We start from the raw sequence: 13702 nt of genomic DNA on the forward strand, positions 1-13702 counted from the left end.
GGCGCGCTCAGTTCCCCTTCAGGATGAACAGCGTGACGATCAGTGCGAAGATGCCGATGCCCGCCAGCGCCGGCAGGGCGACGATGGCGACCAGCAGGATCGCCGGCGTCATCTTCCCGGCGCGACGGAATCCGACACTGGCAATCAAGGCCACCACCCCGGCCGCCACCGCCACGGCCCAGGCGATGAGCCCCTCGCGGTCCTTGTTCCCGGGATCCGCCAGCGCGAAGGGAAGCTGCGTGAAGGTCGCCATGGCCACCAGCGCGAGCGATGGGATCGCCACCAGCAGCATCAGGCGCCAGGCCCAGACCGCGCGCATCGCCTGCTAGTTCCAGCGCGGCTGCATCAGGATCAGCAGCAGGAAGAACAGCGCCAGCAGCACCGCCGGCACCGCCACCACGCCGAGCAACGCGATGGCGGCGGCGCCGTGGCCCTGCCGCCGCATCGCCACCCCGCCCGCCACAGCCGCCGCCGGCACCGCCAGGGTCACCAGCCAGATCAGGATGTTGAAGTCGGAGACGGTGCCGTCCGAGACTCCCCAGAGAAAGAAGAACAGCAGGACCCCGAGCGTGAGCAGGGCGATGCCGAGCATGATCCGGTAAGCCATCATGCCCGGCAGCGTAATGGTGTTTTCGTCCCTTGCGCCAGCCTGCCTGCCTTGACCGCGTGCGCGCCCCTGCCGAGGCTCGCGTATCGAAAAGGGGAGAGGTGCGGTGGAAGTCCGTTGGGAACGCATGACCGCGCCGGAGCTGCGCGCGATGGCGGCACGCAATGCGGTGGTGGTGCTGCCGGTCGCCGCGCTGGAGCAGCACGGGCCGCATTTGCCGGTCTGGACCGACAGCTTCGTCGGGCATGCTCTGGCGATCCGCGGCGCGGAGCTGGCGGCGGAGCTGCCTGCCGTGGTGCTGCCGCCGATGTGGATGGGGCTCTCGGAGCACCATTTTCCCTTCGGCGGCACGATAAGCCTCGACTACGCGACCTTCGCCGGCGTGCTGCGCTGCGTGACGCGCTCCATCATCGCGGACGGCTTCCGGCGGCTGTTCCTGCTGAACTCGCATGGCGGCAACATCGAGCCGCTGGCGGTCAGCGCGCGCGAGCTTGCGCATGAGTTCGGCATCCCCGTGGTGACCACCACCGTGACCAGGCTGGCCCCGCAGGCGATTGCCGCGGCGCTGAAGACGCAGCCGGGCATCCAGCACGCCTGCGAGGGCGAGACGAGCCTCTGGCTGCATCTCGACCCCGCGCAGGTGCGCCGCGGCGAGGTGGAGAACAGTGTCTCGCCCGGCGGCTTCTCCGCCGGCGACGCAGCCGCGACGCGCTTCCGGTCCTTCGCCGAGCGCGCGCCCGTCACCGGCGTGCGCGGCGATCCGCGCGCGGCGACGGCGGAGAAGGGCAAGGCGATCTTCGAGGCGATGGCCGCGGGCCTCGCGGCCATGCTGCGCGACGCGGCGATCTGGCAGGCGCCGGACGCCGTCTGGGCACCTGGCCGTGCAGGACAGGGACTGTGACCGCCCGCGCCCGAACCATCACCGGACACCCCGGAGACACCACGCAATGAGACCGCCTGCCACCCTTGCGATGCTGGCGTTGCTCGGCGCCGCGCCCGCCGCGGCCGACATGGTCTACGACGTGTCCCTCACGGTGGGGAAGGCGAGCGCGACCGGGACGATCACCACCGACGGCACGATCGGCACCCTCGCAACGCCGAACATCCTCGATTACGCCGTGGAAATTGCCGATCCGTCGAACATCTTCAGCTTCACCCCGGCCAACAGCCAGGCGGTGGTGCTCGGCGGGGCGTTCAGCGCGACGACGGCAGGGTTGTTCTTCGATCATGCCGGCAACAACAGTGCATTCTACATCATCGACGGCCCGGCGGAGAACGCGATCTGCCTGGAAGCCGTGGGCGTTGGCTGCACCTTTGGCGGTCCGTCGAAGCTGATCCTGTTCGCGGAGGCCGGCTACATGGTCAGCGCGAGCGGCGTGACGCGGGTCGCGACTGCGCCCGGGATCGTCTCCGCGCCGGCGCCGGCAAGCGTGGCGGTGCTGCTCGTCGGCCTCGCCGGCCTGGGCGTGGCGCGCCGTCCTACTCGAAGGGAATCCTGAGCCGCGCGCCGGGCAGCAGGTTGTCCATCGGCACGCGCAGGCCCTGCGGCAGCATCTCCTCCATGGAGCGGTCCGGGACACTGTCGCGCAGATGCTCCGAGCCGAAGGTCATGCCCTGCGGGCGGTCCGGGCGCAGCACCATCGGCTCGAGCCGCGGCGCCATGGGATCGCTCAGGCGATCAGGCGGCGCCTCGATGGCGCGGTTGGGCATGGGGGCCGGCTCGAAGGCGGCGGTCGTCGTGCGCACGGCGAAGGGCTGGCCCAGGGTCAGCGTCGGCGGTGCGGGGCGGACCACGGGCGGCGGCGGTGCGTCCGACCTGACAGTCGCGGGCGGCTGGGGCGGAGCGCAGCCCGGGGCCAGGGACAGCGCCAGCAGGACGATCGCACCGCGCCGCATCACGCGCCCTGACCCAGATGCCGGGTTCCGCGCGGGTCCTCGGCAGGGTTGGTGCGGGGCGGGCCGAGCGGGCCGTCGCCGGTCTCGCGCCAGGCGTTCAGCACCCAGTGGACGGACGGGAAGGCCAGCTCCTCCCACGGGATCTCCTCCCAGGCAAACAGCCGGACCTCCAGGCTCTCGGCGCCGGCCGCGAAGCCGGGCGTGGCGAGATGCGCGCGGAACAGCACCTGCACCTGGCCGATCCGTGCGATGGAATAGAGCGCCAGCACGCCTTCGATGGCGATCTCGGCGCAGGCTTCCTCGCGCGCCTCCCGCCGGGCAGCCTCCTCCACCGTCTCGCCGAGTTCCATGTAGCCGGCGGGGATTGTCCAGAAGCCGCGGCGCGGCTCGATGGCGCGGCGGCAGAGCATCACCCTGCCATCCACGGCCACGACGGAGCCGGTGACGATCTTCGGGTTCTCGTAGGCGATGTAGCCGCAATCGGCGCAGGTCAGCCTCTCGCGGTCCTCCCCCTCGGGGATGCGGCGCACGAAGTTGCTGGCGAGCGACATGGCGCAAGGTTGGGGCGCCGCGATAGTCCCGGCAAGGCGTGCCGCGCCATGTGCCGCGGGCGGTCCGTTCCCGGCCCGGCAGGCCGGCGTCAGACCTTGAGGTCGAGCAGCGATCCGCGCGGCAGCGGGGTAGCCGGGGGCGGCGGCAGCGCATCAAGCCGACGCGGCGACTCGGGCGCGGGAGAGGCGGTGGCGGCGCCGGCCGTCCCGGTGGCCCCGCGCGCCTGCACGGGTCCCTGGAAGCGCGACACCTCCGCGGTGAAGGCGGCGAGGGAATTCATGCTGATCATGCGCAGCACGATAGGCCGCAGGTCTGAACGCCGCCTTAAGCGGATACGGGCAGCGCGGGCATCCAGGCCGATCGGGCGCATGCCGCAGGATGGGCTGCGCCGGCGTTAACGATCCAGCAACCTCCGGTAGAAAGCACGCAAATCCCAACGAAGGATGAAAGCCGCCTCACCCCCGGAAGGGGGCGAGGTCCAGCTTCGGCAGGTCGAAGGCGCGGGCGGCGAAGCCGACCAGCGCCGCGGCCCGCGCATCGTCCCAGCCGCCATAGCGGCAATTGTCGCGCGCCTTCGTCTCGATCTCGGCACGGGAGAGCGGATCGGCGTGGCCGCCGCGGAGATTCGCCTGGCGCTCCTCCACGACGCTGCCGTCGCGTAGGGTGGCACGCACATGCCCGGTATAGGCGCGCGGATACGGGTTCTGCGGATCCACCACGTAGGAAACCTTGGCGCAGAGCGCGCGCAGGTCCGGGCGCATCACCATCGCCTCGGTGAAGGCTTCCAGCCCCGCTCCGCCAAGGATCAGCCCGGCGGCGATGCCATAGGGCGTGCTGAACTTGGCGGCATACGCGTTGGGCGGCGCCTGCTTGGAGGCGAGCGGTTCCCACAGACGGTGCAGGATGCCCTCGGCGGTCTCGCAGGTGATGGCGGTGATGTCCTCGGCCTTCACGCCCCGCGCGCGCAGCTTCACCGCGCAATCGACATAGGGCTGCACCATGGTGCCGTTGGCCCAGGGCTTGAAGGCGATGGTGGCCGCCACCCAGTCCCGGCCGAAGCCGTCGAGCAGCGCGCCCCAATTCCCCTGCGTGGTGTGCGCGAAGCCGTGGAAAAGTCCGTGCGGGCCTTCGAATACGGTGCGCGGGCCGAAGAAGCCGCCCTTCGCCAGCAGCGCCGCGCGCAGTCCTGCCTGCGCCGCCCAGCCCGGATGCAGCCGCTTCGTCCAGGCGCCGTCCGTCAGGTATTCGATGATGCCCGACGCCATGGAGCCGGCGATGCCGACGGCATCCACCACCTGCTTCGGCGTCAGCCTCATCGCGACCGCGACCGCCAGCGCCGCCGCCGGCGCGCCGAAGACGCAGGTCGGGTGGAAGCCGGATTTGTGCACGGCCTTCGGCACCACGGTGGAGAGGCGGCACGCCGCTTCCGCGCCCACGGCGATGCCGCGCAGCACGTCGGCGCCGGTCAGCCCGAAGCGCTCCGCCGCGGCCAGCACCGCCGGCACGATCACCACGCCCGAATGGATCGGCCCGCCTTCGAAGGTGTCGTCGTAATCCTCGCCATGGGAGGCGGTGCCGTTGATGATCGCGGCATCGGTCGAACTGAAGCCGCCGGCATGGCCGAAGGCGCTGCAGGCGCCGCTGCCCTCCACCGCGCCCAGCGTCGCGGCGACGTAATCGGTGCCGCGCGCGGCGACGCAGAGGCCGATGATGTCCATCAGCAGCCGCTCGCATGTCTCGCGCACCGCCGCATCGGGCTGCGCGGCGAGTGCGGCCTCGGCCAGCCGCTCCGCGACCGTCGGGCCTTCCGGCACGCTCTCAGCCATCACGTCTTCCTTCCGAATTCACGCCAGAGGGACCAGGCCGTCAGCAGCGCGGCCAGGCTCAGCAGGATCAGCGACACAGGGTCCTGCAGGAACACCCAATGGTCGCCGAAGGAGATCACCAGGCTGCGGCGGTAGTTGCTCTCCACCATGAAACCCAGCACGACGCCGAGCACCAGCGGCAGCGTCGGCACGCCGGCGAGACGCAGCAGGTAGCCGACGACGCCCGCGGTCAGCACGATGCCGACATCGAAGAAGGACTGCTCGATGGCGAAGACGCCCGAGAGCACCAGGGCCAGGATGGCGGCGATCAGATAGGGCTTCGGGCGGTTCACCAGCCACAGCGCCGGCGTCAGGATCACCAGGCCCAGCAGCAGCATGGCGATGTTGGCCAGCAGCAGGCCCCAGTAAAGGCCGGCGACGACCTCCGGCGCCTTCTCGAACAGCATCGGCCCTGGCTGCAGCCCGTGGATCAGGAAGCCGCCGAGCAGGATCGCCGCGGAGTTCGATCCGGGGATGCCGAGCGAGAGCAGCGGCACCAGCGCCGTCGCCGTGACCACGTTGTTGGCGCTCTCCGGCGCGGCGACACCTTCGGGCGAACCCTTGCCGAACTCCTCCGGCTGCTTGGACCAGCGCTTCGCCTCGTTGTAGGCCATGAACGCCGCGACGGTGCCGCCCGCGCCGGGCGTGACGCCTTCGAAGGTGCCGATCCCGCAACCGATCGCCTGCGCCCGGAACAGCCGGCGCTGCATGCCGAAGGAGGGGAGCTTCAGGCGCGTGTCGCGCTTCTCGGCCTTGCCCCAGGCGGGCTCGCCGATCTGCACCAGCATCTCGCTGACGGCGAACAGGCCGACCATGATCAGGATCGGCCGCACGCCGCCCAGCAGGTCCGGGCTGCCGAAGGTGAAGCGCGGCACGCCGGAGACGGGATCGCTGCCGATCGTCGCGACCAGCAGGCCGAGGCAGGCGGCGATCACCCCCTTCAGCAGCGATCCGCCGGACAGCGAGGCGATCACCGACAGGCCGAGGATCGCGAGCGAGAAATAGGCCATCGGCGTGAAGGCCAGCGCGACCTCCGCCAGCGGCTCCGTCGCCAGCACCAGCACCGCCAGGCCGAACAGGCCGCCGACGAGGCCCGAGACGAGCGAGATGCCCAGCGCCTCGCCCGCCTTGCCCTGCCGCGCCATCTCGTAGCCGTCGATCGTGGTGGCGGCGGAGGCGTTGGTGCCGGGCGTGCGGATCAGGATGGCCGGGATGGAGCCGCCATACTCGGCGCCGACATAGACGCTGGCCAGCAGCACGATCGCGGTGACCGGTTCCATGCCGTAGGTGAAGGGCAGCAGCAGGGCCATGGCGATGGAGGGCGAGATGCCCGGCAGGGCGCCGCCGAAGATGCCCCAGAGGCAGCCGGCGAAGGCGGCCGGCACGGTCCAGCCGCCGAGCGCCGAGGCGATATGGTCCAACCTATCCCCCGAAGATCGTGCCGACGGGGAAGGCCACGCCGAGCAGCTTGACGAAGCCCAGCCAGCCGAAGGCTGCCACGCCCGCGCCGAAGGCCGCCACGCGCCAGCCGAGACGCGCGCCGCCATAGGCCGCGACGGCGGCGGCGAACAGGCCGATCGCCAGCGGATAGCCCAGCATGGGCGCGGCCAGCACATAGGCGATCATCATCGCCAGCAGCCCGGCCGCCTTGGCGTGCGCCGCGATGCTGCGCGACTCCCCGGCCGGCGGCGCACGCAGCAGGCTGCGCAGCACCAGCAGCGCGCCGGCGCCCGCCATCACGGCGGCGAGCGCCATCGGCACGCCGCCCGCGCCGACCGCATCGGACAACAGGCTGTCCTCGATGCCAACGGCCTGGTGGAACCAGGCGCCGCCGGCCGCGATCGCAGCGAGGCCGAGTGCGATGTCGCCGCGGCGGCTCAGCGGATCACGCCCATTTCGCGCAGCGCCGCGCCGATGTCCTCCGCGGCCTGGGCGGTGAAGCGCCGCGCCTGCTCGCGCCCGAGCATCACGGGCACCAGCGCCTCCTTCGTGTACACGTCGCGATAGGCGGGGCTGGCGAGGACCGTGCGCAGCGCCTGTTCCCACATCGCCGCGATGTCGTCCGGGATTCCCTTCGGGCCGGCGAGGCCGCGGAACTTCGTCACGACGAGGTCGAGCCCCTGTTCCTTCGCCGTCGGAAGGTCCGGGAATTCCGGCAGCCGGCTCTCGGTGAGGACGCCGAGCAGGCGGATGCGCCCCGCTTCGAGCTGCGCCTTCACCTCCTGGATCTCGCCGATGCCGACATCGTAGGTGCCGTTCAGCACGCCGACCATCAGGTCCGCGCCGCCCTCGTGGCTCACCACCGCGGCGCGCGCGCCGGTCAGGCGGTTCAGCCGCTCCATCGCGATCCGTTCGAGCGAGGCGGGATTGGCGGCGCCCCAACGCTGGCGGCCCGGATTGGCCTTCGCCGCGTCCATCGCCTCCTTCAAGGTGCGGAACGAGGACTGGCTGCGCGTGTAGATCACTTCGGGATCGAGGAAGACGATCGCCATCGGGTCGAGCCCGTCCCAGCGCACCTCAGGCCGGCTGAGGTAGCTCGTCTGGATGTAGGTCGGCGTTGTCGCGTAGAAGGTGCCGCCATTCGGCGCGCTGCGCGCGACGCGCGCGACGGCGGTTGCGCCGGAGCCGCCGCGGACATTCTCCACGGCGAAGCTGACCCCCATCACCGGCTGGAGGTGCTTGATCAGCTCGCGCAGGAACACGTCGCTGCCGCCGCCGGGCGAGGAATGGGTGATCAGCGTGACGGGGTTCACGGGATAGCGCATCTGCGCGCGCAGCGGCGCGGTTGGCAGCAGCGGCAGGAGCGCCGCGGAGAGCGCAAGACGGCGGCCGATCATGCTGGATCCTCCCTGGATTTGCCGGGGATCGTGGTTCAGCCGTCGGAGTCGCGCAAGGCGGCTGCGTCGCGTCCGTTCCGGTGTCTGATTGGTGCTCCGCGCCGCGCTGCAACCGATGTCGCGGCCGCGTGATATGCCGCCGTCATGATCGCGCGCAGGTTGCTGCAAAAGAAAGAATTTCGTGCAATGAGTTCATGATTGTGCAACACTGGCGTTGCGTTGGGTGAAATTTCCGGTCTCGATGCATGCTCGCGAGACTTCCTGACGATGTGCCGGCCCGGCCTTCGCGTGAAGGTTTGCGGGAAGCAACGATGCTGCCGGGCGAGCACCGGCGGATGGCGGTGCCGGCCCGGCGCATGACATTGTATGGCAGCTGATCGAGGATCGGCGGTCCGCGACGGGGCCGGGCTTCGACAAGAGGCCCGGTATGCGCGGGTTTGCCGCACGGGCCGTGTCGCGGCGGCCACTTGGCGGCGGGTGAATTCGCGACTCAGGCAACTAGGTAGCGAGTTTGCCCTCCTGATCAATCGAAAGGTGTGTCAATACACTGTCGCGCGATCAGCTGCGCATCAGGACGAACCATCACCGTTTCGGACAGGAGGACCATCATGCTTGTTCTGCCCAGCCAGAGGGAACCTGCGGTGGAAGCGGACCAGCCGCTTTCGCGCGAGCTGCCGAGCCCGCGGGAGGCCATGGCTGTACGTTTGCCGACCTATCTGCAGCCTTTCCTGACATGGTTGACCGCGAAGCCCGCGATGGGCGAGGAGGCCCCGTCACGCAGCGCGATCTCCTTCGTCGTCGGCGCGCTCGCCTGGATGATCGGCGGCTGCGCGCTGACGGTCCTGCCATTCCTGCTGAGCGATCCGCCGCTCGCGATGTGGCTGCTGGTGCCGGTCGGCCTCACCTTCACGAGCTGCGGACTGGGCCTATTCCAGGTTGTGATCTTCCATCACTGCTCGCACGGAACGGTCTTCGCGACCCGCGAAAGCAACCGTCGCGCGGGCAGGCTGATTTCCTCCCTGCTGTTGTTCAAGCGCTTCGAGGACTACCAGCGGGAGCACATGATCCATCACAGCGCGAAGAAGCTGCTGACCGAGGAAGACGAGTTCGCCGATTTCGTGCTCGGCCTGCTCGGCCTCGAGGCCGGCCTGCCGAAGCGCGAGCTGTGGCGCCGCGTGATCGTCGCCTGCGTCTCTCCGGTGTTCCACTGGAAGTTCTTCTCGCGCCGCATCCAGGCGAGCCTGTTCACCGGCGATGCCGCGCATGACTGGACCGGCCGCATCGCCTGGAGCGCCGCCATCATGACCACCGTCGCGACCGGCACCTTCTGGCTGTTCCTGCTCGCCTGGGTGTTGCCCGTGTCGGTGCTGCTGCAGATCGCGACGATCTTCCGCATCCTGGTCGAGCACAGCTTCCCCGAGGCGGAGCTGATCGCCGCGCGCGACAAGGAATTCGTCTGCCACGCCACCTGCGGCGTCTTCCCCGGCGCGCAGCCGCCGCTCGAGAAGGCGAACACGCTTGGCGGCGCGCTCGCCTGGACCGGCTGGTGGGCCAACATGCTGACGGTGCAGCTCTTCGTGCGGCTCTTCGTGCTGTGCGGCGACGCGCCCTGCCACGACTTCCATCATCGTCGCCCCGCGACCAAGCGCTGGACCACCTACGCGCATGCGCGCCAACAGGACCTGGAGAACGGCTCGCCGGGCTTCCCGACCGGCTACTTCGAGGCCTGGGGCCTGATGCACGCCGTCGACCGCAGCCTGGCGAGCCTCGCCAAGACCGCGCCGGCCACGCTCGGCCGCGAGCCCGCGGCCCATGCGGCCGCGCCTGTCACCTATGGGGAGCGCCTGCAGGAGGGCTGAACCAGAAGAACTTCGTCCGGAACGGGTCCGCGCCACTCCTGCGCGGACCGCTCGCCGGCACCGGGGTCGTCCTGCCCGGACCGGCGAGACTACGGGCCGCACCGCCGAAATCGGCTGGTGCGGCAACCGCCCCGGCATTGGGCCGGAACTACATCCATCCGTGTAGTCCTGTGGCTGACGCGCCGCCTCGCCCTGACAGGCGGCCGTGCGCCCGCGCGCCGCGCCCGCAGCCTGCGGCGTCCATCAGTCCCGCTGATCAGGTCTGCTCAGGCCGCGCCCGGCTCGGCCGGCGGCAGCTCCGCGATGCGCACCACGCTCTCCGGCAGCATGATCGTCACCGCCGTGCCCTCCCCGGGGGCGCTGACGATGCGCAGCGTGCCGCCATGCGCCTCGACGAGGCCCTTGGCGATCGGCAGGCCGAGCCCGGTGCCGGGGAAGCTGCGGGAATGCCCGCCATCGATCTGCTGGAACGGCTCCAGCGCGCGCGGGATGTCCTCCGCCCGCATGCCGACGCCGGTGTCGCGCACCAGCAGTTCCGCCGCGCCGTCGGGGCGCTGCCTGGCGGAGACGGTCACGCTGCCGCCCGCGCCGGTGAACTTCACCGCGTTGCTGATCAGGTTGTTCATCACCTGGCGGAAGCGGAGCTGGTCCACCTTGATCTCGAGCCCCGGCTCGCCGCGCCGCACTTCCAGCCGCACGTCGTTCTGCATCGCCAGCGCCGACAGCTCGCGCGCCGAGGCGCCGAGCAGCGTCTCCGCGCGGCACCACACCAGGCTGAGCTGCGGCGCCACCTTCGCCAGGCTGGAGTAGTCCAGGATGTCGTTGATCAGCTCCAGCAGCAGCCGGCCGGATTCGTTGATCTGCTGCGCGTACTCGGCGTGCTGGTGCGCCGTGAGGCGATAGCTCGACCCCGGCAGCATCATGTCGGAGAAGCCGATGATCGCGTTCAGCGGCGTGCGCAGCTCGTGGCTCAGCGTGGCGATGAAGCGCGCGCGGAGCGCGCTGGCCTCCTCGGCGGTCGCCTTGGCGATCCGCAACTCGATCTCGGACTGCTTGCGCGCGAGCACGTCGATGTAGACGGAGAGCGCGCCCTCCACGAGTTCCTGGTCGCCGCTCTCGAAGGGGCGGCTGACATTCGCCTCCGAGTGGTTGCCGAGGATCAGCGCATGACCGGAGGCGCGGTCATAGGCCCAGAGCACATAGGGCATGCGCAGGATGCCCGTGAGCTCATAGGCGGGCGATTCGATCACGCTGCGCGCCGTGGTGAGGAAGAAGGCCGGCGCCGCGGGCACCGTCGCGAATTCCGCCGGCGCGTCGGAGCCGAAGCCGATCGCATGCGTCACGCGGAACAGGTCGGGCGAGGTGGGGGAGGGCTCGTGCCGCGCGAAGGCGGCGCGGTCGCAGAGCGTGTTCTCGACGATCACCTCCAGCATCGAGGCGCCGAGTTCCTCGGGGGTCGCGCAGAGGTCGGAAAGCCGGTGCGCCTCGCGGATCAGCTTGGCGACGGTGCGGCTGCGGCGCGCTTCCCGGAAGGCCTGGCTCTGCTCTTCCTGCAGGCGCAGCAGGCGCGCGCCGAGGTCGTTGCACTCGCGCCGGTAATAGGCGAGCTCCCGTTCGAGCTTCGCCAGGTCGAGGGCGCGCAGTTCTGTCACTGTCGCCTCCGCAGCACCGTCAGCACGCCGGTCCAGTCCAGCGGCCGGCTGTGCTCGCCGTCGAAGGGCGCGACCTCCACCCCCGAATAGAAGCCGAGCAGCGGCACCTTCGCGTCCAGCCCGCGCACCACGAGCTCGGCTTCCTCGATCGAGGAGCCGCTGCGCGCGCTCGCCCGACCCGCGCAATCGATGTAGAGGCCGAGCAGGTTGTCGTGGCCACCGACCGTGCGGTTCATCTCCTCCACGCCGCGGCGGACGGAATCGAGCATGAGGCCGTTGTCGCGGCTCATGATCTGCACCAGCGCGCCTTCCTCGAAATCCGGCTCGAACAGGGTGATCGAGCCGGTATTCGCATCGGCGCTCAGGATCAGCCGGTTGACGTAGGATTTCTCGTCATAGGGCGCATAGGGATCGCCCTGCTTCTGGCCGAGCGTCGCCACCAGCGACAATTCCTGCCCGCGCCCGCCGCCGATCGGCAGCCCCAGCATGCGCTCGATCACCTTCAGCGCCGGTTCGCCATCCAGCTCATAGACGGTGGCGCCGTCGATGCGGGTAATCTCCATGAAGGCGCTGACCGGCCGGCAGCCATGCAGGATCACCGTCTCCGCGGAGACGTTGGGCGGGAAGACCAGCGCCACGGTGGCGTGCTTGCTGACGCCGTCGCCGTCGAAGACCCAGGCGCCGGACATGTTCATGTCGGTCAGCAGCCCGCCGCCGAGCAGGTTCACCGGCGCGTTGCCAACCGCCTCGTTGAAGCCGGCAACGATGGAACTCGCATAGTGCAGCTTCGGCGGCTGGGTGCTGGCAACGCTGTCGAACAGCAGCAGCACGACCTGGTCCTGCCTGACCACGCTGCGCACCTGCGCGCCGATGTCCGCGCCGGCCTTGCGCTCATCCACTTCCAGGCCACGGCTCACCAGGAATTGCGGCGCCGTGTCCGGGTCGTGGAAGGCTACCAGGCCCAGCTCGAAACCGCTGTAGCCGGAGCCGCTGCGGGAGATGGCGCCGGCCGCCGAGCCGCCGACCACCGGTACCGGCCCCAGCGCATCCGCCAGGGCGGCGCGCACGGCGAATGGGTCGAGCTTGCCGCCCGAGAAAGCCATCAGAAGGCGGGCGTTGTCCGCCGCCGTCCCGAGCGCAGCCACGGCCTGTCGCACTGCAGCGACGGGATCCGGACTTCTGCCGTAACCGACTCGCATCCGGGGCCTCCAGCCGCCCACACGCACGGTGGACGCCCGTCGCCGACGAAGCCTCGCCGACCAGCGTGCGCCAACCCTGTCAGAGCTATCCTTATGACGAAGCGAGGCCCAAGGCGTCAACTATTGCGTGCAAATTTGTATCGCAGTTCGAGACACGTCCGTCTTCCGATACCCTCCGTGCAGAAGGATCAGCTTCTGGGTAATGTCGCAACTCAGTATACATGATATTGCAGAAAAGCGGAGAGCGCGCTCAGCCACGCATTCCCGCCTGGCGCCGTTTCAATACAGTCCCGAAGGGACCCAGCAGCGCGCTGGCACGCGGTAGCTGCCGCGCGCCAGAAGCACCATCGGCTTCACCGCCCGCATCCCCGCCTGAAGGCACCAGCGCAGCACGTCCGACTGGCGGCTCGGCACCAGCAGCCCGAGCCTGCCCTGGCCGCGCCGCGCGGCGCCGGCCAGCAGGGCGATCAGGTCGGCCGCGGTCTCGGCCGCGCCGTGGTTGGCCTGCCAATCCTCCGGCGCGGTGAGATACGCGGCGATGCGGTTTCGGCGTTCCAGCACCAGCGGTGCGCCGGCCTCCAGGACGTGACGGATCTCCTGGGCGCGACCGACGCCGTGAGCGGCGGCGTGCAGGGCGTCGCAGGCAGTGACATCCTCCGGGCGCATCGGCCGCACGCCCTCGCCCGGCTCCGCCGGATCCCGCGGGCACCCCTCCAGCAGCAGCAGCGGCGCCTTCACCTCGAAGCCCAGCGCCGCATGCAGCGCCGCGGCAGGCATGGCGGCAGCATCCTGGACCAGCCTTGCGCCTGCCGCCCCCTCCGCGCGGTCCAGCAGCGCCCGCAGCAGGCGACGGCCGATGCCTGCCATCTGGTGCCGCGGCGCCACGGCCGTCGGTCCTATGCCGCGGATCTCGTCGCGCTCCTGCAGGAAGCCGACACCGACGACTTCGCCCGCATGCTCCGCGACCACGGCAAAGAAGGCGGGGTCCGCGAGCCACCCGGCCGCCCGCGCCGCGGCGACTGCCGCCGAGGCGAAGGCGGGCTCTACGCCATGTCGGCTGGCGAGGTCGCGCTGCGCGGCGTGCAGCACCCGGCCGCAAGCCTCGGCGTCGCGCATGGTGGCGGGACGCAGGGTCACGGATTGGGGGTCGGGCCAGGGGGGCGGCAGCCCGGCAGGCCGGGCGAGCAGGGCGAGGGACACGGCGCTTCTCCGGTTTCGTGCCGGCCAGGCCGGCG

Annotated in this window: 15 protein-coding genes; 3 read left to right on the plus strand and 12 right to left on the minus strand. The window is 70.5% G+C overall.

Going from position 1 to position 13702, the window contains the following annotated elements; translation table 11 throughout:
• Positions 1 to 7: 7 nt before the first annotated feature.
• Together E4T13_RS02265 and E4T13_RS02270 are read right to left on the minus strand one after the other, a co-directional pair.
• Entirely contained in the window at positions 8 to 319 is a 312-nt protein-coding gene (locus E4T13_RS02265) for a hypothetical protein (protein ID WP_137176612.1), read from the minus strand.
• Between the two features lie 6 nt (positions 320 to 325).
• On the minus strand, positions 326 to 610 hold the full coding sequence (locus tag E4T13_RS02270) for an osmoprotectant transporter permease (protein WP_137176613.1): 285 nt from the start codon (positions 608 to 610) through the stop codon (positions 326 to 328).
• A 103-nt stretch (positions 611 to 713) separates the two neighbouring features.
• On the opposite strand from E4T13_RS02270, the gene E4T13_RS02275 reads away from it, so the two are divergent.
• Together E4T13_RS02275 and E4T13_RS02280 are read left to right on the plus strand one after the other, a co-directional pair.
• Positions 714 to 1508: a creatininase family protein gene (locus E4T13_RS02275; RefSeq protein ID WP_240790956.1), complete on the plus strand. Its 795-nt coding sequence runs from the start codon at positions 714 to 716 to the stop codon at positions 1506 to 1508.
• A gap of 46 nt (positions 1509 to 1554) precedes the next feature.
• Positions 1555 to 2106 (plus strand): hypothetical protein, encoded by a 552-nt coding sequence (locus E4T13_RS02280; protein ID WP_137176614.1) that lies wholly within the window; start codon positions 1555 to 1557, stop codon positions 2104 to 2106.
• On the opposite strand, the gene E4T13_RS02285 is transcribed toward E4T13_RS02280, so the two are convergent.
• The 7 genes from E4T13_RS02285 to E4T13_RS02315 all read right to left on the minus strand — a co-directional run bounded on the left by E4T13_RS02285 (position 2087) and on the right by E4T13_RS02315 (position 7757).
• Complete coding sequence (locus E4T13_RS02285) at positions 2087 to 2401, minus strand: hypothetical protein (RefSeq protein WP_137176615.1); 315 nt, start codon at positions 2399 to 2401, stop codon at positions 2087 to 2089. The genes E4T13_RS02280 and E4T13_RS02285 overlap by 20 nt on opposite strands.
• 101 nt (positions 2402 to 2502) lie before the next feature.
• A complete protein-coding gene (locus tag E4T13_RS02290) occupies positions 2503 to 3054 on the minus strand; it encodes an NUDIX domain-containing protein (RefSeq protein WP_137176616.1) in 552 nt (183 codons plus the stop codon).
• An 89-nt stretch (positions 3055 to 3143) separates the two neighbouring features.
• Positions 3144 to 3335, minus strand: a complete 192-nt coding sequence (locus E4T13_RS02295; RefSeq protein ID WP_137176617.1) for a hypothetical protein — start codon at positions 3333 to 3335, stop codon at positions 3144 to 3146.
• Positions 3336 to 3510: 175 nt separating this feature from the next.
• Complete coding sequence (locus E4T13_RS02300; protein ID WP_137176618.1) at positions 3511 to 4881, minus strand: MmgE/PrpD family protein; 1371 nt, start codon at positions 4879 to 4881, stop codon at positions 3511 to 3513.
• Complete coding sequence (locus E4T13_RS02305) at positions 4881 to 6341, minus strand: tripartite tricarboxylate transporter permease (RefSeq protein WP_137176619.1); 1461 nt, start codon at positions 6339 to 6341, stop codon at positions 4881 to 4883. Before E4T13_RS02305 ends, E4T13_RS02300 begins: the two co-directional genes overlap by 1 nt.
• A 1-nt stretch (position 6342) precedes the next feature.
• Entirely contained in the window at positions 6343 to 6801 is a 459-nt protein-coding gene (locus E4T13_RS30370) for a tripartite tricarboxylate transporter TctB family protein (RefSeq protein WP_240791026.1), read from the minus strand.
• Positions 6798 to 7757, minus strand: a complete 960-nt coding sequence (locus tag E4T13_RS02315; RefSeq protein WP_137176621.1) for a tripartite tricarboxylate transporter substrate binding protein — start codon at positions 7755 to 7757, stop codon at positions 6798 to 6800. Before E4T13_RS02315 ends, E4T13_RS30370 begins: the two co-directional genes overlap by 4 nt.
• Positions 7758 to 8365: 608 nt before the next feature.
• On the opposite strand from E4T13_RS02315, the gene E4T13_RS02320 reads away from it, so the two are divergent.
• The gene (locus E4T13_RS02320; RefSeq protein ID WP_137176622.1) at positions 8366 to 9616 is read left to right on the plus strand and encodes a fatty acid desaturase; all 1251 of its coding nucleotides are present in this window, start codon (positions 8366 to 8368) and stop codon (positions 9614 to 9616) included.
• A 266-nt stretch (positions 9617 to 9882) separates the two neighbouring features.
• Here E4T13_RS02320 and E4T13_RS02325 read toward each other — a convergent pair whose 3' ends face one another.
• The 3 genes from E4T13_RS02325 to E4T13_RS02335 all read right to left on the minus strand — a co-directional run bounded on the left by E4T13_RS02325 (position 9883) and on the right by E4T13_RS02335 (position 13667).
• Positions 9883 to 11268, minus strand: coding sequence for a sensor histidine kinase KdpD (locus tag E4T13_RS02325; protein WP_137176623.1), 1386 nt, complete (start codon positions 11266 to 11268; stop codon positions 9883 to 9885).
• Positions 11265 to 12371, minus strand: coding sequence for an FIST signal transduction protein (locus E4T13_RS02330; protein ID WP_170984757.1), 1107 nt, complete (start codon positions 12369 to 12371; stop codon positions 11265 to 11267). Before E4T13_RS02330 ends, E4T13_RS02325 begins: the two co-directional genes overlap by 4 nt.
• 375 nt (positions 12372 to 12746) lie before the next feature.
• A complete protein-coding gene (locus E4T13_RS02335) occupies positions 12747 to 13667 on the minus strand; it encodes a GNAT family N-acetyltransferase (RefSeq protein WP_137176625.1) in 921 nt (306 codons plus the stop codon).
• Positions 13668 to 13702 lie beyond the last annotated feature (35 nt).

Source organism: Roseomonas sp. AR75 (assembly GCF_005222815.1).
In the GTDB taxonomy this organism is placed as follows: Bacteria; Pseudomonadota; Alphaproteobacteria; order Acetobacterales; family Acetobacteraceae; genus Falsiroseomonas.